This window comes from Roseateles sp. T103 (assembly GCF_057219915.1).
This window is the reverse complement of sequence record NZ_JBXVVS010000002.1, coordinates 697,578-715,526: the sequence shown is the minus strand read 5'-3', so window position 1 is coordinate 715,526 and position 17,949 is coordinate 697,578. Positions and strand designations below refer to the sequence as shown.

Here is a 17,949-nt window from a genome sequence, read left to right as displayed (position 1 = left end):
CGGTGGCCTGGGCGGGTACGGCGATGGTCCCGTCGGGCCCTGGGGCTAGAGCTTGAAGGCGCTGCGGCTGAAGCCCTGGCTGATCTCGCCGTTATAACCTGCGTTGTAGCTGATGCTGGACTCGGCGCCGGCCTTGATGCCGCTCTTGAGGCGACCGCCCTCGTCGGTCTTGGCGGTGACGCTCGAGGCCTGGGCTTCGAGGCCGGCCTTGACCACCACGTCGCTGAGTCCGTTGCGGTCGAATTCCAGCGAGCCGGCCACCTCGGCGGAGACGCCGATCTCCAGCGGCCCGCCCTTGACGCCGCCCAGCTCGGCGCCGACCGTGGCGCTGACGCCGCCGCGCTGCCAGCCGCGCTCGTCGAACTCGCTGTGGGCGCCGAACTTGAACGCGTCGACGCTGATGGCGGCCGAAGCGCGCAGCAGCTGCATCTCGTCGCCGCGGCCGGTGTAGCGGCTGCTCCAGGCCGCTTCGAAGGGCGCGAGCGTGGGCTCCAGCTTGACGTCGGTGCGGTCGCAGCGAAAGCTCATGCGGCCGACGCCGGGGATGTTCAGCTCGGCCAGCTCCTGGCAGTGCAGATCGTTGAACTCCGGCAGCTTGTGCGCCTTGGGCGCCGGCGCGGCGCCGCGCCAGCAGGCGTTGCGGCGCTGCTGCACCAGTCCGGCGACGGCGCCCAGCGCCTCGGTGGCGCCGACGGCACCGCGGGTGAACGAGGCCTTGGCACTGAGCTGTGCGCGCTGGAATTCGGCGGCAGGCATCACGAACTGCGAGCCGTACACCTGCTCGTTGCTCTGCCGCCGCATCAGCTCGCCCAGCTCGGTCTCGTGGGCCTTCAGGCCTGGAACGGTCTGGTTCAGGAAATCCTGCATCGCCTTCTTGACCTCGCCGCAGCTGTAGTCGAACTGGTAGCCCCCGGCGACATTGGCGTACTGCTTGCGCCCGCGCTCGTCGATGGCGGCGATCTGCTGGTCCATCTCGCGCCGCTTCGCAGCCAGCTGCAGCAGCAGCTCGGCCTTCTGCCGGCCCAGCTTCTCGAGCTGGGGACGGTAGCGCTGCGCATCGATCTGCATCAGCTGGGTGCTTCTGTGCAGGAAGGGCATGCGCAGCACCGCAGCGGCTTGCTCGGCGCCGGCCTGCGGCAGCGCTGCCGCGCGCTGGCTCAAGCGGGCGGCTTCGGCTTCGGCCGCGATGCGGCTCGTGCGTTCCAGCTCGATCACCATCGGCAGTGCCTCGACACTCTCGGGGTAGACCGAGGGCCTGGCAGACTGCAGCCCCAGCGGGTCGGCAGGCAGCGGCAGCTTCCAGGCCACGTCCTCGCGGACCAGCTTGCCGCCGGCCCGGCGCAGCAGCTGTTCCTTGCTCGGGCTGTAGCCGCCCTGCAGTGCCGCATGCAACGAGGCCTGTGCGCCGGCCTTGTCGCCGCGCGCGAGCTGCAGCCGGGCGCGTGTGGCATTGGCCTGCGGGTGCATAGGCGAGCGGCGCACCGCGGCGAGCAGGTAGCGCTCGGCCTCTTCCTGTGCGCCCAGCTGGAAGTAGGCCTGCCCCATGTTGTTGAGCAGCGTGGAGTTGTTCGGGTAGCGCGCGTCGAGGGTGTGCAGCAGGGGCAGCGCGGCGGGCTCGAGCTGATGCAGTACCAGCATCGCGGCCAGATTGCTCAGGTCCTGCGCCTGTCCGCTGCGCTGCGCCAGCCTGCTGCTCAGCCACAGCGCCTCGGGCCAGGCGCCGAGTGCGGCCAGACCGTTGGCCGCGCTGCGCAGCGGGCTCAGCGATTGGCCGCCAGCGGCCAGCGCCTGTGCTTCGATCTTCTCGGCGCGCTGGCGCCGTTCGGCAGCGAGAGCCGGCGCGATGCGGCCAGGCAGCTTGTCGACGAATGCCTTCAGGGCGCCGGGCGACAGCGGTTGCCTGCTGATGCCGGCCAGCTCGGCCGTGCGGCGCTCGGGCAGCCGGCCCTCATCGGCCCCGGGCTGCGCGGCGCCGGCCATGCGCAAGGCGTCCTGCAGCTGCTGGCGGGTCTGCGGGTCCAGGCCCTGCATCAGCTGCTGCGCTTCCTTCAGCGCGCGCTGCATCTCGGTCTTGTCGGGTGTCTGGGCCTGCACGCCCGCCGCCAGGGCCACGGCTGCTGCGGCGGCGGCCATCCAGCGTGCCGCGGCGAGGCGACCGTGCCGCAAGCGCGGCCTGAGCAGGCCGGTCTCCGGCGGGCGGCATGGAGGCGCCCGCCTGGGACTGGAGCCTGATTCCGATCGATGGAAGCCCTGCATCGTTGTCGCCCTCACTGGTGGATTCCAGTGCGGGCGAGGCTAGGTGGCAGGGCGTTAGCCCGGCGTTATGCCGGCGCTTCGTCGCTCAGAGAATGAAGCGCGACAGATCCTCGTTGCGCGCCAGCTCGCCAAGCTTGGCATCCACGGCCGCGGCGTCGATGGTGACGGTCTGGCCAGCCTGCTTGTGGGCGTCGAAGCTCAGCTCCTCGAGCAGGCGTTCCATCACCGTGGACAGGCGGCGCGCGCCGATGTTCTCGGTGCGCTCATTCACCTCGAAGGCGATCTGCGCCAGGCGCTGGATGCCGTCGGCGCTGATCTGCAGATCGACGCCCTCGGTGGCCAGCAGGGCCTGGTACTGCTTGACCAGGCTGGCATGGGTGCTGGTGAGTATGGCCTCGAAATCGGCCACCGACAGCGAACCCAGCTCCACGCGGATCGGGAAGCGGCCCTGCAGCTCGGGGATCAGGTCGCTGGGCTTGCTCAGGTGAAAGGCGCCCGAGGCGATGAACAGCATGTGGTCGGTCTTGACCATGCCGTACTTGGTGTTGACCGTCGTGCCCTCGACCAGCGGCAGCAGGTCGCGCTGCACGCCCTGGCGCGAGACGTCGGCGCCGCCATGCTCGGCACGCGAGGCGACCTTGTCGATCTCGTCGATGAAGACGATGCCGTTCTCCTGCGCATTGGCCAGCGCGGCGGCCTTGATCTCGTCCTCGTTGAGCAGCTTGGCGGCTTCCTCGTCGATGAGCTGCTTCAGCGCGTCGGCGATCTTGAGCTTGCGCGTCTTGCGCTTGGCGCCGCCCATCTGCGAGAACAGGCCCTTGAGCTGCTCGGCCATCTCCTCCATGCCGGGGCCGCCCATGGGCGTGAGGATCTCCATGCTGGGCTTGGCGTCGAGCAGATCGATCTCGATTTCCTTGTCGTTCATCGTGCCTTCACGCAGGCGCTTGCGCATCAGCTGGCGGGTGCTGTTCTCGGCATCGCTGCCGGGCACCAGGATGTCGAGCACGCGCTCCTCGGCGGCATCCTCGGCGCGCGTGCGCTGGCGGCGCATCTGCAGCTCGCGTTCCTGCTTGATCGCCATGTCGACCAGGTCGCGCACGATGGAGTCCACGTCCTTGCCCACATAGCCGACCTCGGTGAACTTGGTCGCCTCCACCTTGATGAAGGGCGCATCGGCCAGCTTGGCCAGGCGGCGCGCGATCTCGGTCTTGCCCACGCCGGTGGGGCCGATCATCAGGATGTTCTTCGGCGTGATCTCGTGACGCAGCTTCTCGTCCACCTGCTGACGGCGCCAGCGGTTGCGCATCGCAATGGCGACGGCGCGCTTGGCGGCGTTCTGGCCGACGATGTGGCGGTCCAGTTCGGAGACGATTTCCTGGGGCGTCATACTGCTCATGGCTTACTCCAGCGTCTCGATGGTGTGGTTGCCGTTGGTGTAGATGCAGATCTCGCCCGCGATCACCAGCGACTGCTTGACGATCTCGGCGGCGCTGAGTTCGCTGTGGTTCAGCAGCGCCTTGGCCGCAGCCTGCGCATAGGCGCCGCCCGAGCCGATTGCGACGATGCCCTGCTCGGGCTCCAGCACGTCGCCGTTGCCGGTAATGATCAGCGAGGCCGTGCGGTCGGCCACGGCCAGCATCGCCTCCAGCCGGCGCAGCACGCGGTCGGTGCGCCAGTCGCGCGTCAGCTCGACGGCGGCGCGCACCAGGTGGCCCTGGTGCTTCTCCAGTTTGGCCTCGAAGCGCTCGAAGAGCGTGAAGGCGTCGGCCGTGGCGCCGGCAAAGCCGGCCAGCACCTGGTCGCGGTGCAGCTTGCGCACCTTGCGCGCGCTCGACTTGACGACGATGTGGCCCAGCGTCACCTGGCCGTCGCCGCCGATCGCGACCTGATTGCCACGCCGCACGCTGACGATGGTGGTGCCGTGAAAGCTGGGATTGTTCTGTTGGGATGAGTCCATGGTGGCTCCAGATGGGGGTGCCGTCATCGAATGCAACGGGGCCTGGATCGAGCGGAGCCCGAGGATCCGGCTTTGCCGGGCCTACGGGCTCGCCAAGGCCAGAGGCCTTGGCCTTCGGCAGGCACAAACAGTCCTCAGGACTGTTTGTGTCCGGCCTCAGCCCCTATGAGGGGCGGGCCTAATTAGTCCTGACCTTGACCTTGGCATGCTCGTTGATGCCCATCGCGCCGAAGAACAGTGCCACCAAGCGGTGTGCGTCGGTGAAGGTCACGGACCGGTTCTCGCCGCGACGCTGCAGCACCCAGTTCAGCAGATCGCCTGCGGCCATGAAATCCAGGCGGATCAGCTTGGGACAGGCGACCTGAATCTGCGTGGCCGAGCCGATCTCGGCGTTCATCAGGCGCAGCGTCTCGCCGATGTCGCCGCTGAGCTGGCCGGAGAGTTCAAGCTGCACGGCCGCCGGCAGCTGTGCCTGCTCGGTGATGGTCGATTCGAAGAACAGCGTCGAGGGCTCGCCGCCGAGGACGGTGCTGGCCGGTCCGGTGGTGGACAGGGTCGCGCCGCTGACACGCACGCGGCACACCGCCCGCTCCCACGACGGCGGCGAGACTTCGTAGGTGACGCAGTAGTCGATGGCGGCCTCGTCGAACTGGTCCGGTCGATTGACCAGTCGCAGCGCTTCCAGACGCAGCATCCAGAAGCTCGGATCGACGTCGCGCACGCCCACCGGCGTGAGCTCGCGCAGCTGCTGCAGGAACTGGTCGCCGGAGAGCCAGCGCAGGTCCACCTGCTGGCGTCCCCACTGGTGGAACAGCTCGCGCAGCCGCGCGGCTGCTTCGGTGTCCAGCTGGCGCAGCGCGGCCCAGTCCAGCACCCAAGGCATGGGCAGGTTCTGGCAGCGCGTGGCGAGCTGCGCCACGCTGTCGGCATCTAGGAAATCCGGCGCGGCCCAGGCGACGCCGCCGGCCTGGCCCATGGGTTTGCGTTCCTTCTGCGCCGCCTCGGCGACCAGCTTGGGCAGCGAGAACCACTGCGGCGCCGACAGGCCGAAGAGCTGCGCATAGTCCAAGGCCAGGGCCTCGAATCTGGCTTGCTGGCCGGTGGCGCGGTAGAGGTCGAACAGCACCAGCCAGGTTTCGGCATGGCGGTGGCGCGAGCCATTCTCGCTCACCAGGGCTGCAAGCACCTGCTCGCAGGCCGCGTTGTCGGCGTTGGCGAAAGCGAACACCGCCTCGTCGAGCTCGGGGTCGTGCACCACCTCGCTGACTTCCATCGCGGCCACTGGCACTGCAGGCGCTGGCGCCGCTGCGGCACTGACCGGCGGCGCCGGGGGCGGCAGATCCAGGCTCGGGAAGTCCAGTGCCGGCAGCACGCTGGGCTTGGCGTCGGACAGCGGTGCCAGCCCGGCGCCCATCGCTGCGGCCGGCGCTGGTGCGGCCCGCGACGGTGCGAAATCGGGCATGTGCGGCTCCACGGCCGTGGCCTCTTGGGGCAGCGCATCGCGTTCGCTGGCGGCCTCGGCCGCCAGCGTGGTGGCAAAGTGCACCGGCCGCGTGCTGGTCTCGAAGAAGCCCGGCGGATGGCTGCTCTGCGGCGCCTGTGCCGGCGCCTGCGCAGCCGGCGCATAGCTGCTCTCGCCGACCATCTGCTGCTCGATCTGGTCGATCTTGGCCTTGACGCCGGGATCGATCAGCTTGGAGTTCAGGTCGCTGCCGCGCTCGAGCTCGTCGATGCGCGAGCTGCTGCCTAGAGCGGCCAGCTGCTCGGGCGACAGGCCTTCGCGGCGGATGCGCCGCAGCATGTCCAGTTCGCGCTTGCGCACGAAGTCGTTGCGGCGCTTGCGCTCCACCATGGCGCGCAGCTCGGCCTTGGCCAGATCCCCTTCGGGATCGTCCTGGCGCGAGTTCAGCTCGGCCCAGTCGGTCGTCGGATGGGCAACGAAGCGCGCAACCTTGCGGAAGAAACTCTCGTTGTCCTTGGGGTCTGCCATGCGCGACGGCCCTGCTGCTGGTCGGTACGGACCGGGGTCAGTCCCCGAACATCTTCTGCTTGAGCTCGCGGCGCTGCTGCGCTTCCAGCGACAGCGTGGCGGTCGGGCGGGCGATCAGCCGGCCCAGGCCGATGGGCTCGCCGGTCTCGTCGCAGTAGCCGTAGTCGCCGCTGTCCAGACGAGCGAGAGACTGCATGATCTTCTTCAGCAGCTTGCGCTCGCGGTCGCGGGTGCGCAGCTCCAGCGCGTGCTCTTCCTCGATGGTGGCGCGGTCGGCCGGATCGGGGACGATGGAGGTGTCCTCGCGCAGATGCTCGGTGGTCTCGCCGGCATTGGAGAGCACCTCGTCCTTCAGCGCCTCGAGCTTGGCGCGGAAGAACTCGATCTGCTTGTCGTTCATGTACTCCGAGTCCGGCATGGCCAGCACTTCGGCGTCGGTGAGGTCCTTGCCAGCCTTGGTCTTCCAGGCATTGGCGAGTTTGGGGTCGGCCTTCACGGCTTGTCGGGGCGTATCGATGTCTTGGCTACTCATCTGTCGTGTCGGCGGCTTCGGAGGCGCGAACCGGTCGGTAAACCGGCTACCGCCCGGGGTCGGAGACGGGGCTTCCAGCGTGGCCACTGCGCTGCCAGCGTCCTGGTCCCCAGCCTTGGGCTTGGGGGCGGGCTTGCCGGTCTTCGCAGCCGGCCGACTCTCCGCCTGCGCCTTGGCAGGCGTTGCCGGGGTCTTTTTCGGGGCCGGGGTCTTGCTCACGTGTCGTCTCCTCGCTCAGGCTTTATACCTGCATTGCTCGGCTGGAGGGGCGTCCATCCAGGGGGCGCGCGTCGTACCGTCGGTTTTCGGGCGGGCGCATTGTAGCTACGCGATGCTGCGCTCAAGCTGACGGCCTGCAGCCCGTCCATCGCGCTTAGGCAAGGCAGCCTTCCAGACCCTGCAGCAGGATGTCCTGCGGCAGGTCGATGCCGATGAAGACCATCTTGCTGACGCGCTTCTCACCGGGCGCCCACTGCGGCCCCAGGTCTGAGCCCATCAGCTGGTGCACGCCCTGGAAGATGACTTTCTTGTCGGTGCCCTTCATGTTCAGCACCCCCTTGTAGCGCAGCATCTTCGGGCCGTAGACCTGCACGATGGCGCCGAGGAAGTCCTCCAGCTTGGCGGGGTTGAAGGCCCGCTCTGACCGGAACACGAAGGACTTCACGTCGTCGTCGTGATGGTGGTGGTGCGGGTGATTGCAGTGCTCGCCGTGCTCGTGATCGTGATCGCAGTGCGCATGATCATGGGCGTGGTGGTGATGGTGGCCGTGCCCGTGGGTGTCTTCCTTGAGGAAGTCCGGGTCGATCTCGAGCTTGGCGTTGAGGTTGAAACCGCGCAGGTCGAAGACCTTGCTCAGCGCCACCTCGCCGAAGTGCGCGGTCTGCACCGGCGCGCGCGGGTTCATGTGCTTGATGCGATGGATCAGTGCGTCCACCGCGGCCGGCTCGACCAGATCGGTCTTGCTGACAAAGATCTGGTCGGCGAAGCCGATCTGGCGGCGCGCCTCCTGGCGGGTGTCAAGCTGCGCTTCGGCATGCTTGGCATCGACCAGCGTGAGGATGGAGTCGAGCAGATAGCTCTCGGCAATCTCGTCGTCCATGAAGAAAGTCTGTGCCACCGGGCCCGGGTCGGCCAGGCCGGTGGTCTCGATGACCACGCGCTCGAAGTCGAGCTCGCCCTTGCGGCGCTTGCTGGCCAGGTCGGCCAGCGTGGTGCGCAGATCCTCGCGGATCGTGCAGCAGACACAGCCGTTGCTCATCTGGATGATCTGCTCGTTGGTATCGGCCACGAGGATGTCGTTGTCGATGTTCTCCTCGCCGAACTCGTTCTCGATGACGGCGATCTTCTGGCCGTGGGCCTCGGTGAGCACGCGCTTGAGCAGGGTGGTCTTGCCCGAGCCGAGAAAGCCCGTCAGGATGGTTGCGGGGATGAGACCTTGTGACATGGTGATGAAGTTCGCGGGGGAGGTAGCAGATCGCTGCCCAGATGGGGGCGGCTGACTTTGTTGCAAGAGGGGGATGCTGTCAATGGGTTATTCTGTGCGTCCCTCAACTGCGACACGATGCCTGTGTCTGAACCGCAGCCTAGTCGGCCCTCCCGAGGGGGCCACAAGACGGCAGCCGCGAATCGCGGACTGCTGGATCGCATGCTGGAGTTCCTCCATCCGGGGCCGGACTCCACCCGAGAACTGATCGAAACCCTTGCCGAGGCCGAGGAGCGCGAGCTGATCGCGCCCGAATCGCGCCAGATGCTCGAGGGCGTGCTGCACATGGCCGAGCTCAGCGCCGGCGACGTGATGGTCGCCGCGCCGCGCATGGACCTGCTGGACATCGATTCGCCCTACGACGAACTGCTCGCCGTGGTCATCGACACCGGCCATTCGCGCTTTCCGGTCTTCGAGGGTCAGCGCGACAACATCATCGGCATCCTGCTCGCCAAGGACCTGCTGAAGATCCAGCGCGCGCCCGAGCTGAATCTGCGCGCGTTGCTGCGACCGGCCGTCTTCGTGCCCGAGAGCAAGGGCCTGAACGAGCTGCTGCGCGATTTCCGCTCCAATCGCAACCACCTGGCCATCGTCATCGACGAGTTCGGCAAGACCGCCGGGCTGATCACCATCGAGGACGTTCTCGAGGAGATCGTCGGCGAGATCGAGGACGAGTTCGACGACAAGGGCGACGATGCCACCGGCATCTACACACTGGCCGATGGCAGCCAGCGCGTGGCCGGCGACACGCCGATCGCCACCGTCAACGAGGCCTTCTCTGTGCAGCTGCCCGAGGAGGACTTCGACACCATAGGCGGGCTGATCGCCCATGAGCATGGCCATGTGCCGCGCCGCGCCGAGGTGGTGGACATCGCCGGGCTGCGCTTCACGGTGATGCTGACCCGCGGTGGCGCGGTGCGCTGGTTCAAGGTCACGCGCATCCCGGCGGGTGCTGCGGCGCAGCGCTGATGCGCGGTCGCTCGCTGTGGGCCGCTGCGGCGGCGGGGCTGCTGCACACTGCCTCGTTCGCCCCGCTCCATGCCTGGTGGCTGCAGCTGCTGGCGCTGGCCTGGCTGGCGCATCTCAGCTGGGGCGCCAGTCCGCGCCGCGCCGCGGCGCAGGGTGCGGCCTTCGGCATTGCCTGGCTGGGTGGCGGCCTGTGGTGGCTGCACATCAGCATGCACCAGTACGGCCATCTGCCCTGGCTGGCGGCGGCTGCGGCGGTGCTTCTGCTGGCGGTGTTTCTGGCCAGCTACTACGCGCTGGCGCTGGCGCTGGCCGCCTGGCTGCGCGGCCGCGGCGGCCCCTGGCATGCGCTGACCTGGACGGCCTGCTGGCTGCTCGCCGAGCTGGCGCGCGCCACGCTGTTCACCGGCTTTCCATGGATCGCCAGCGGCTATGCGCACACCGAAGGCCTGCTCGCGCCCTGGGCGCCGTGGGTCGGCGTCTATGGCATCACTGCACTGGCCGCCGCAGCGGCGGCGGCTTTCGCCGCGCTGTCGCGTCATCACTGGCAGCCGGCGGCGGCGGTGCTGGGCCTGCTGCTGATAGGCCAGCTGCTGCCGCAGGAGTTCACGCGCAGTAGCGGCAAGCTGCGCGTCTCGCTGCTGCAGCCCAATGTGCCGCAGGACCAGAAGTTCGACCGCGCGCGCATCGTGAGCAATCTGGAGCTGCTGGCCCAGCAGATCGAAGCCGCGCGAGGCCAGCTGGTGGTCACGCCCGAGTCCGTGGTGCCGCTGCCGCTGTCCTACCTGCCGCGCGACTATCTGCAGCGCCTGCAGCGCGCCGCGCAGGGCCGCCAGGTGCTGCTGGGCATCTTCCTGGGAGACGAGCAGCGCGGCTTCGTCAATTCGATGCTGGCTCTGGCCCCGACGGGCGCGCGTGAGGCCTATGCCTACGGCAAGCGCCACCTGCTGCCCTTCGGTGAATTCATCCCGCCAGGCTTTCACTGGTTCGTCCGTGCCTTGCGCATTCCGATGGACGACCAGGCCAGAGGCGATCACCAGCATCCGCTGCCGGTGGCTGGCCAGCGCCTGCGCCCGCTGATCTGCTACGAAGACCTGTTCGGCGAGGACTTCGTCGACAGCGTGCAGGACAGCGAGAGCGCCGCCACCGTGCTGATCAATGCCAGCAATCTGGCCTGGTTCGGCACCTTCATGGTGCAAGACCAGCATCTGCAGTTCTCGCAGATGCGCGCGCTGGAGTTCCAGCGCCCGGTGATCCGCTCGACCAATACCGGCGCCACTGCGCTGGTCGATCACCGCGGCCATGTCGCGGTGCGCGTGCCTCCGGCGCGGGCCGTGCTGCTGGAGACCGAGGTCGAGGGCCGCAACGGCTCCACGCCCTACGCGCGCTGGCTCTACCGTCTGGGCCTGGCCCCGCTGTTCCTGCTGGCGCTGTTGCCGCTGGTCGCTGCATTCTGGCGACGGCGTGCAGCCTGAGCGAGGGCAGGGCGCCCCGTAGAATCGGGCGCCTGCCGCCGCTGGCGGCGCCGCGCGAGCGGCCCCCTTTCCACCGTGAACGAACACCGAAGCGATTCCATGCTGACCTTCCAGCAAATCATCTTGACCCTGCAGGACTACTGGTCCAAGCAGGGCTGCGCGCTGCTGCAACCCTATGACATGGAAGTCGGTGCCGGCACCAGCCACACCGCCACCTTCCTGCGCGCGCTGGGCCCCGAGCCCTGGAAGGCCGCCTATGTGCAGCCCAGCCGCCGCCCCAAGGACGGCCGCTACGGCGAGAACCCCAACCGCCTGCAGCACTACTACCAGTTCCAGGTGGTGCTCAAGCCGGCGCCGGCCAACATCCTCGAGCTCTACCTGGGCTCGCTGGAGGCGCTGGGCTTCGACCTGAAGAAGAACGATGTGCGCTTCGTCGAGGACGACTGGGAGAACCCGACGCTGGGCTGCTGGGGCCTGGGCTGGGAGGTCTGGCTGAACGGCATGGAGGTGACGCAGTTCACCTACTTCCAGCAGGTCGGCGGCATCGACTGCAAGCCCATCACCGGCGAGATCACCTACGGCCTGGAACGCCTGGCCATGTATCTGCAGGGCAAGGAATCGGTCTACGACCTGGTCTACACCGATGGCCTCAGCTACGGCGACGTGTTTCACCAGAACGAGGTCGAGCAGTCGACCTACAACTTCGAGCACAGCGATGTGGACTTCCTGCTGCAGGCCTTCGCCGCGCACGAGAAGAAGAGCCAGGAGCTGATGGTCGAGCAGCTGGCGCTGCCGGCCTACGAGCAGCTGCTCAAGGCCGGCCACACCTTCAACCTGCTGGACGCGCGCGGCGCGATCAGCGTGACCGAACGCGCCGCCTATATCGGCCGCATCCGCAACCTCGCGCGCGCCGTCGCGCAGAGCTATGTGGACAGCCGCGCGCGCCTGGGTTTCCCGATGGCGCCCAAGGCCTGGGCCGATGAGGTGATTGCCCAGATCGAAAAGAAGAAAGAGAAGAAGGCGGCCTGAGCATGACTGCGATGACGACTAAGAACCTGCTCGTCGAACTGTTCGTCGAGGAACTCCCGCCCAAGGCGCTGAAGAAGCTGGGTGAGGCTTTCGCCACCGTGCTGGCCGACAGCCTCAAGGCCCAGGGCCTGGCGGCGGCCGATGCCACGGTGACGCCGTTCGCGTCGCCGCGCCGCCTGGCCGTGCATGTCAGCGCCGTCGCCGCCAAGGCGGCCGACCGCGCGGTGCAGCAGAAGCTGATGCCGGTGGCGGTGGCACTGGATGCCAACGGCCAGCCCACGCCGGCGCTGCTGAAGAAGCTCGCCGGTGTAGGCGCCGACGCGTCGGTTGTGCCGCAGCTCAAGCGCGCGCCCGATGGCAAGGCCGAGGCGCTGTTCCTCGACATGGTGGTGCCCGGCGTCTCGCTCGACGAGGGTCTGCAGAAGGCGCTCGACGAGACCCTGGCCAAGCTGCCGATCCCCAAGGTGATGAGCTACCAGCTCGCCGATGGCTGGAGCGACGTGAAGTTCGTGCGCCCGGCCCATGGCCTGGTGGCCTTGCATGGCGACGATGTCGTGCAGGTCTATGCGCTGGGCCTGAACGCCGGCCGCGAGACGCGCGGCCATCGCTTCGAGGCGCTCAGCGAACTCGTCAGCATCACGAATGCCGACAGCTATGCCGCGCAGCTGGCCGAGCAGGGCGCGGTGATCGCCTCCTTTGCCGAGCGCCGCGCCGAGATCGTGCGCCAGCTCGAGGCCGCCGCCGCCAAGGAAGGCCTCAAGCCCATCGACGACGAGGCGCTGCTGGACGAGGTGACCGCGCTGGTCGAGCGCCCCAACGTGCTCACCTGCCAGTTCGAGCCCGAGTTCCTGGCCGTGCCGCAGGAGTGTTTGATCCTGACGATGAAGGCCAACCAGAAGTACTTCCCGCTGCTCGATGCGCAAGGCAAGCTGACCAACAAGTTCCTCGTCGTCTCGAACATCCGCCCGACGGACGCCAGCGCGGTGATCGGCGGCAACGAGCGCGTCGTGCGCCCGCGCCTGTCGGACGCGAAGTTCTTCTTCGACCAGGACCGCAAGAAGTCGCTCGCCGACCGCGTGCCGGGCCTGGCCAAGGTGGTCTATCACGGCAAGCTGGGCACGCAGGGCGAGCGCGTCGAGCGCGTGCGCGCGATTGCGCGCGCGATCGCCGAGATGCTGGGCGGCGGTGCATTGACGGCGCAGGCCGACCAGGCAGCGCAACTCGCCAAGGCCGACCTGCTGACCGATATGGTCGGCGAGTTCCCTGAGCTGCAGGGCATCATGGGCGGCTACTACGCACGCCATGACGGCCTCGCCGAGGCGGTGGCCTTCGCGGTCGAGGACCACTACAAGCCGCGCTTCGCCGGCGACGAGCTGCCGCGCAACGATGCGGGCCTGGTGGTCGCGCTGGCCGACAAGCTGGAGACCCTGGTCGGCCTGTTCGGCATCGGCCAGCTGCCCACCGGCGACAAGGATCCGTTCGCGCTGCGCCGCCATGCGCTGGGCGTGGTGCGCATGCTGTCCGAGCGCGCCGCTTCGCTGAGCCTGGATGCGCTGATCGCTGCTGCGGTGCCGGCCTTCGGCGCGCTGATCCAGGACCCGAGCGCGCCGCTCGCCGACTTCGTCTTCGACCGCCTGGCCGGCTCGCTGCGCGAGCAGGGCTACAGCGCGCAGGAGGTCGACGCAGTGCTGGCGCTGCGTCCGCAACGTCTGGCCGAGGTGGCGCAGCGTCTCGCTGCGGTGCGCGCCTTCGCCGCGCTGCCCGAGGCCGAATCGCTGGCCGCGGCCAACAAGCGCATTGCCAACATCCTGAAGAAGGTCGAGACGCCGGTCGAGGCGCGTGTCGACGAGGCGCTGCTCAAGGAGGCGGCGGAGCAGCATCTGGCCACAGCGTTGAAGAACGTGCAGCCGATCGCCGACAGCCTGTTCCATGCCGGTCAGTACGAGGCCTCGCTGCGCGAGCTGGCGATGCTCAAGGGTCCGGTCGATGCCTTCTTCGACGGCGTGATGGTCAATGCCGAGGACGCAGCGCTGCGCGCCAACCGCCTGGGCCTGCTCAAGACCCTGCATGAGGCGATGAACCGCGTGGCCGACCTGTCGCGCCTGGCCAGCTGAGGAACACGGCGATGCCTTCCCGTCCAGAACACGGCCACAACATGAAGCTCGTTATCCTGGGTCGGGACGGCACCATCAATCACTACCGGGACGACCATGTGAAGTCCCCTGACGAACTGCAGCCATTGCCTGGCTCGTTGGAGGCGATCGCGCGGCTCAACCATGCCGGCTGGCACACGGTGCTGGCCACCAATCAGCCCGGCATAGGCCGGGGGCTGATCGACATGGCTTCGCTCAACGCGGTGCACATGCGGCTGAACCAGCTGCTGGCCGAGAAGGGCGGGCGGCTGGACGCGGCCTTCTTCTGCCCGCACACGCCCGACGAGGGCTGCAGCTGCCGCAAGCCGCTGCCCGGACTGATCACGCAGGTGGCTGAGCGCTTCGGTGTCGATCTGTCGCAGGTCCATCTGGTCGGCGCCAGCCTGAAGGATGCGCAGACCGCGCTGGCCGCCGGCTGCTTCCCCCATCTGGTGCTGGGCGACCGGCTCGGCTCGATGGACGAGGAGCAGCTGGCCGCGATGCTGGCTCAGGTGCCGGGCACACGCGTGCACGCCAGCCTGGCGGCCTTCGCCGACGATCTGCTGCAGCAGGAGCGGCGTGCCAAGGCCGCGGCGCGCGGCGAACCCATCGAGGCCGATACCGGCGCTGGAGACCTGAGTTGATCGAAACCTTGCTGGCCGCCGTGCGCTCGGCGCTGTATGTGGTGTGGATGGCGGTGACGGTCGTGCCGTTCGCGCTGGCGGCGATGCTGCTGTCGATCTTCGTGCGCGGTGCGCCGGTCTACTGGACCTGCATCGCCTGGCTGCGCCTGTGCATCCACGGTGCGCGCTGGATCTGCGGTGTGCGCTGGCGCGTCACCGGCATGGAGCACCTGCCCAGCGCGGCGCAGCACACCCAGGCGGTGATCCTGCTGTCCAAGCACCAGAGCACCTGGGAGACCTTTGCCTACCCGACGCTGATGTCGCATCCGCTGGCCTATGTGTTCAAGCGCGAGCTGCTCTACATCCCCTTCTTCGGCTGGGCGATGAGCCGGCTGGACATGATCCACATCGACCGCGGCCGCCGCGCCGAGGCCTGGAACCGCGTTGCCGCGCAGGGCAAGCGTCTGGCAGCGGAGGGCGTGTGGGTGATCATGTTCCCCGAGGGCACGCGCGTGGCGCGCGGCAAGAAGGGTGAGTACAAAACCGGCGGCACGCGTCTGGCAGTGGAGACCGGCGTGCCGGTGGTGCCGATCGCCACCAACTCGGCGCGCTGCTGGCCGCGCAAGAGCTTTCTGCTGCGACCGGGCGTGATCGACGTGGCCATCGGCCGGCCGATCTCGCCGCTGGGGCGCGAGCCGGCGGAGCTGATGCGCGAGGTCGAGGCCTGGATCGAGGCCGAGATGCGGCGCATCGACCCCGAGGCCTATGGCGTCGCTGCGCCGACGGTGGCCATCGCCGAGGGCGGCCAGGCCTGAGAGGCGGCGCCTGTGCTCTTCAAGCATCTGAACCAGGCGCTGCAGCAGCTGCAGCTCTCGCTGTTCGATGCCGAGCCCGCGCCTGAGCCCGCGGCGCCGGTCGTCACACCCGGCGCGGCCGGGTCGTCACCGCGCCCGGCAGGCAGCTCGCAGCGCGAGCTGCGGCTCGATGGTCAGTCGGTGGCCTACACGCTGCGACGGGCGCGCCGACGCAGCATCGGCTTCAGCGTCTTCGCCGAGGGCCTGGCTGTCGCAGCGCCGCGCTGGGTGACGATCGCCGAGATCGAGCGCGCCCTGCAGGCCAAGGCTGGCTGGATCCTGCGCAAGCTGGTCGAGCAGCGCGAGCGCGAGCAGCGCCTGCAGGCCGCCGCCGTGGTCTGGGGCGACGGCTGTCGTCTGCCCTATCTGGGTGAGCCTCTGACGGTGCGGCTGGCGCCTGAGCTGCGCGCCGCGGCTCACTTCGACGAGCCGACGCGTCATCTGCATCTTGCGCTGCCTCATGCGGCTGAGGCAGAGCAGCTGCGCGCCATGGTGCAGATCTGGCTGCAGCGTCAGGCGCGTGGCCACTTCGAGCAGCGTTGCCGGCACTTCGCTGCGGCACTGGACGTGCGTTACACGCGGCTCAGCCTCAGTTCGGCCCGCACCCGCTGGGGCAGTGCCAGCGCGAGTGGCGCGATCCGCTTGAACTGGCGGTTGATCCACTTCTCGCCGTCGGTGATCGACTACGTGGTTGCGCACGAGCTGGCACATCTGCGCGAGATGAACCACAGCGCCCGCTTCTGGGCCGTCGTGGGCTCGGTCCTGCCCGACTACGAGCAGGCACGCAGCCAGCTGCGCGAAGAGCTGTTGCCACGGCTCTGAGTCGCCATGGCGGCCCGGTGAAAAACCTGTCCCTCTTCGGGGGGGCTTGTGGTGGCATGTGCGCCGAGCGGACACTTCGGGCGCTGTCATCAATGTCGCATCGCCGCCGGACTTCAGTATCACAACACCGGCCTGCAGTGCTGCTGGTCCCCTCGGGTCGACCGCCGCTGTCGAAGTCGCGATGAATCAAGGCACAGAAGGCCGCCGCCAGCCGCAAGCTGGCGGCGGTGCTTGCTGTCAGGTTGTGCCGAATCGATACACCCCATCGGCGCCCAGTTCACGCCTGAGCTGGCCCTGCAGCCACAGCCGGTTCAAGTGCGCCACCGCCTCGCCCATCGCGAAGGTGGTCTGGTGCAGATCCAGCTTGCGCTTGAACATCATCTCCAGCAGTTCGGCCGCGTGGCAGGGCTTGGCGGCACAGGCGGCCATCACCTCGGCCAGGCGCTCTTCATGGTGCTCGAGCAACTGGGCGATGCGTGCATGCAGGCCGCGGAAGGGCTTGCCGTGCGCGGGCAGCACCAGCGTGTCGGCCGGCAGCTCGCGCAGGCGCTCGGTCGAGGCGAGGTAGAGGCTCAGCGGGTCGGCCTCGGGCTCGGCATCGACGACCGAGATGTTGGTGGAGATGCGCGGCAGCATCATGTCGCCGGAGAGCAGTACCGCGCTGCCCGCGTGGTCGGCGCAGAACAGGCTGATGTGCTCAGGCGCATGGCCGTAGCCGGCGATGCAGCGCCAGGTCCTGCCGCCGATGGCGATCTCGCTGCCCTCCATTAGGCGGCGGTAGGCGGCCGGCACGGCCGGCACCATGCTCGGGTAGTAGTTGGCGCGGGCGCGGATTCTGGCCTGCGAGTCCGGGTCGGTGAGGCCGTGGCTGCCAAAGAAGGCCGCGGCGGTGTCGCCGCCCATGCCGACGGTGGACTGGCTGGCCAGGCGCGCCAGGTTGTAGTCGGAGCAACTCATCCACAGCCTGACTTGCCACTTCTCGGTCAGCCAGTGCGCCAGGCCCATGTGATCGGGGTGGAAGTGCGTGACGATCACGCGCAGCACCGGCAGGCCGTCCAGGTGCTCGGCGAAGACCTGCTCCCAGTTGGCCCGCGTCTCGTCGGTGGCGATGCCGCAGTCGACGATGGTCCAGCCTTCGCGCCCATCGACCTGGTCGCGCAGCAGCCAGAGGTTGATGTGGTCCAGCGCGAAGGGCAGGCGCATGCGCACCCAGCGCAGGCCGGGCAGCACCTCCAGCACGGTGCCGGGCTCGGGCAGCGCATCGCCCAGGGGGTAGCTCAGTTCGTGTTCGCGCGGATTGGCCATGGGCTCGCCTGCCTTAGACTTACGTTAACGTTAACGTCACATTAGAAGCCAGTTTAGCCATGCGCCCTGCCACCGACGCGACACCGGCAACCGAGGGCTCGGGCCGCCTGTTCACCATCACCGAGCTGGCCGCCGAGTTCGACATCACGCCGCGCGCGATCCGCTTCTACGAGGACATGGGCCTGCTGGAGCCGGGACGTTCCGGCCGCAACCGCGTCTACACGCACCGCGACCGTACGCGGCTGAAGCTGACGCTGCGCGGCAAGCGCCTGGGCCTGTCGCTGCAGGAGATCAAGCAGCTGGTGGACATGTACGACAGCGAGTCCGACACCGTGCCGCAGCTCAAGGCCTTCCTTGACGTGCTGCAGCAGCACCGCCGCCAGCTGCAGCAGCAGCTCGACGATATCGAGGTGACGCTGGCGGAGATCGCGCAGCATGAGGAGCGCTGCGAAAACCTGATCAGCGAGGCGTTGGCTGGCAATCCTGCCAAGGTGTGATGTTGCTTTGGTCCTGAGGCGCGCAGTT

The 17,949-nt window shown here is 68.4% G+C and carries 15 protein-coding genes; 8 read left to right on the top strand and 7 right to left on the bottom strand.

What is annotated here, in order from left to right:
- Positions 1 to 45: 45 nt before the first annotated feature.
- From AC2EBS_RS09695 to AC2EBS_RS09670, 6 genes are all read right to left on the bottom strand, one after another.
- A complete protein-coding gene (locus tag AC2EBS_RS09695; RefSeq protein ID WP_484728186.1) occupies positions 46 to 2,133 on the bottom strand; it encodes a tetratricopeptide repeat protein in 2,088 nt (695 codons plus the stop codon).
- Between the two features lie 208 nt (positions 2,134 to 2,341).
- On the bottom strand, positions 2,342 to 3,652 hold the full coding sequence (gene hslU, locus AC2EBS_RS09690; RefSeq protein WP_484728185.1) for an ATP-dependent protease ATPase subunit HslU: 1,311 nt from the start codon (positions 3,650 to 3,652) through the stop codon (positions 2,342 to 2,344).
- A gap of 3 nt (positions 3,653 to 3,655) precedes the next feature.
- A complete protein-coding gene (gene hslV / locus AC2EBS_RS09685; RefSeq protein ID WP_484728184.1) occupies positions 3,656 to 4,213 on the bottom strand; it encodes an ATP-dependent protease subunit HslV in 558 nt (185 codons plus the stop codon).
- A 178-nt stretch (positions 4,214 to 4,391) separates the two neighbouring features.
- Positions 4,392 to 6,203 carry a hypothetical protein gene (locus tag AC2EBS_RS09680; protein WP_484728183.1) on the bottom strand — a complete coding sequence of 604 codons (1,812 nt, stop codon included), beginning with the start codon at positions 6,201 to 6,203 and terminating at the stop codon, positions 4,392 to 4,394.
- 37 nt (positions 6,204 to 6,240) lie between these two features.
- Positions 6,241 to 6,735, bottom strand: a complete 495-nt coding sequence (dksA, locus tag AC2EBS_RS09675) for an RNA polymerase-binding protein DksA (protein ID WP_484728182.1) — start codon at positions 6,733 to 6,735, stop codon at positions 6,241 to 6,243.
- Positions 6,736 to 7,108: 373 nt separating this feature from the next.
- A complete protein-coding gene (locus tag AC2EBS_RS09670) occupies positions 7,109 to 8,179 on the bottom strand; it encodes a CobW family GTP-binding protein (RefSeq protein ID WP_484728181.1) in 1,071 nt (356 codons plus the stop codon).
- A 123-nt stretch (positions 8,180 to 8,302) separates the two neighbouring features.
- On the opposite strand from AC2EBS_RS09670, the gene AC2EBS_RS09665 reads away from it, so the two are divergent.
- The 7 genes from AC2EBS_RS09665 (at position 8,303) to AC2EBS_RS09635 (ending at position 16,119) form a co-directional block, all read left to right on the top strand.
- The gene (locus AC2EBS_RS09665; RefSeq protein ID WP_484728318.1) at positions 8,303 to 9,187 is read left to right on the top strand and encodes an HlyC/CorC family transporter; all 885 of its coding nucleotides are present in this window, start codon (positions 8,303 to 8,305) and stop codon (positions 9,185 to 9,187) included.
- Positions 9,187 to 10,659 carry an apolipoprotein N-acyltransferase gene (lnt, locus tag AC2EBS_RS09660; RefSeq protein ID WP_484728180.1) on the top strand — a complete coding sequence of 491 codons (1,473 nt, stop codon included), beginning with the start codon at positions 9,187 to 9,189 and terminating at the stop codon, positions 10,657 to 10,659. The genes AC2EBS_RS09665 and lnt overlap by 1 nt, the downstream gene beginning before the upstream one ends.
- A gap of 99 nt (positions 10,660 to 10,758) precedes the next feature.
- Positions 10,759 to 11,688: a glycine--tRNA ligase subunit alpha gene (glyQ, locus tag AC2EBS_RS09655; protein WP_484728179.1), complete on the top strand. Its 930-nt coding sequence runs from the start codon at positions 10,759 to 10,761 to the stop codon at positions 11,686 to 11,688.
- A gap of 11 nt (positions 11,689 to 11,699) precedes the next feature.
- On the top strand, positions 11,700 to 13,802 hold the full coding sequence (gene glyS, locus AC2EBS_RS09650) for a glycine--tRNA ligase subunit beta (RefSeq protein WP_484728317.1): 2,103 nt from the start codon (positions 11,700 to 11,702) through the stop codon (positions 13,800 to 13,802).
- Positions 13,803 to 13,843: 41 nt separating this feature from the next.
- Entirely contained in the window at positions 13,844 to 14,464 is a 621-nt protein-coding gene (gmhB, locus tag AC2EBS_RS09645; RefSeq protein ID WP_484728178.1) for a D-glycero-beta-D-manno-heptose 1,7-bisphosphate 7-phosphatase, read from the top strand.
- 11 nt (positions 14,465 to 14,475) lie between these two features.
- Complete coding sequence (locus AC2EBS_RS09640) at positions 14,476 to 15,258, top strand: lysophospholipid acyltransferase family protein (RefSeq protein ID WP_484728316.1); 783 nt, start codon at positions 14,476 to 14,478, stop codon at positions 15,256 to 15,258.
- A 12-nt stretch (positions 15,259 to 15,270) separates the two neighbouring features.
- A complete protein-coding gene (locus tag AC2EBS_RS09635) occupies positions 15,271 to 16,119 on the top strand; it encodes a M48 family metallopeptidase (protein ID WP_484728177.1) in 849 nt (282 codons plus the stop codon).
- 237 nt (positions 16,120 to 16,356) lie between these two features.
- Here the strand turns inward: AC2EBS_RS09635 and AC2EBS_RS09630 are convergent, their stop codons facing one another.
- Positions 16,357 to 17,424, bottom strand: coding sequence for an MBL fold metallo-hydrolase (locus AC2EBS_RS09630; protein WP_484728176.1), 1,068 nt, complete (start codon positions 17,422 to 17,424; stop codon positions 16,357 to 16,359).
- Positions 17,425 to 17,483: 59 nt separating this feature from the next.
- Here AC2EBS_RS09630 and AC2EBS_RS09625 point away from each other — a divergent pair, with 59 nt between their 5' ends.
- Positions 17,484 to 17,921 (top strand): MerR family transcriptional regulator, encoded by a 438-nt coding sequence (locus tag AC2EBS_RS09625; RefSeq protein WP_484728175.1) that lies wholly within the window; start codon positions 17,484 to 17,486, stop codon positions 17,919 to 17,921.
- Positions 17,922 to 17,949 lie beyond the last annotated feature (28 nt).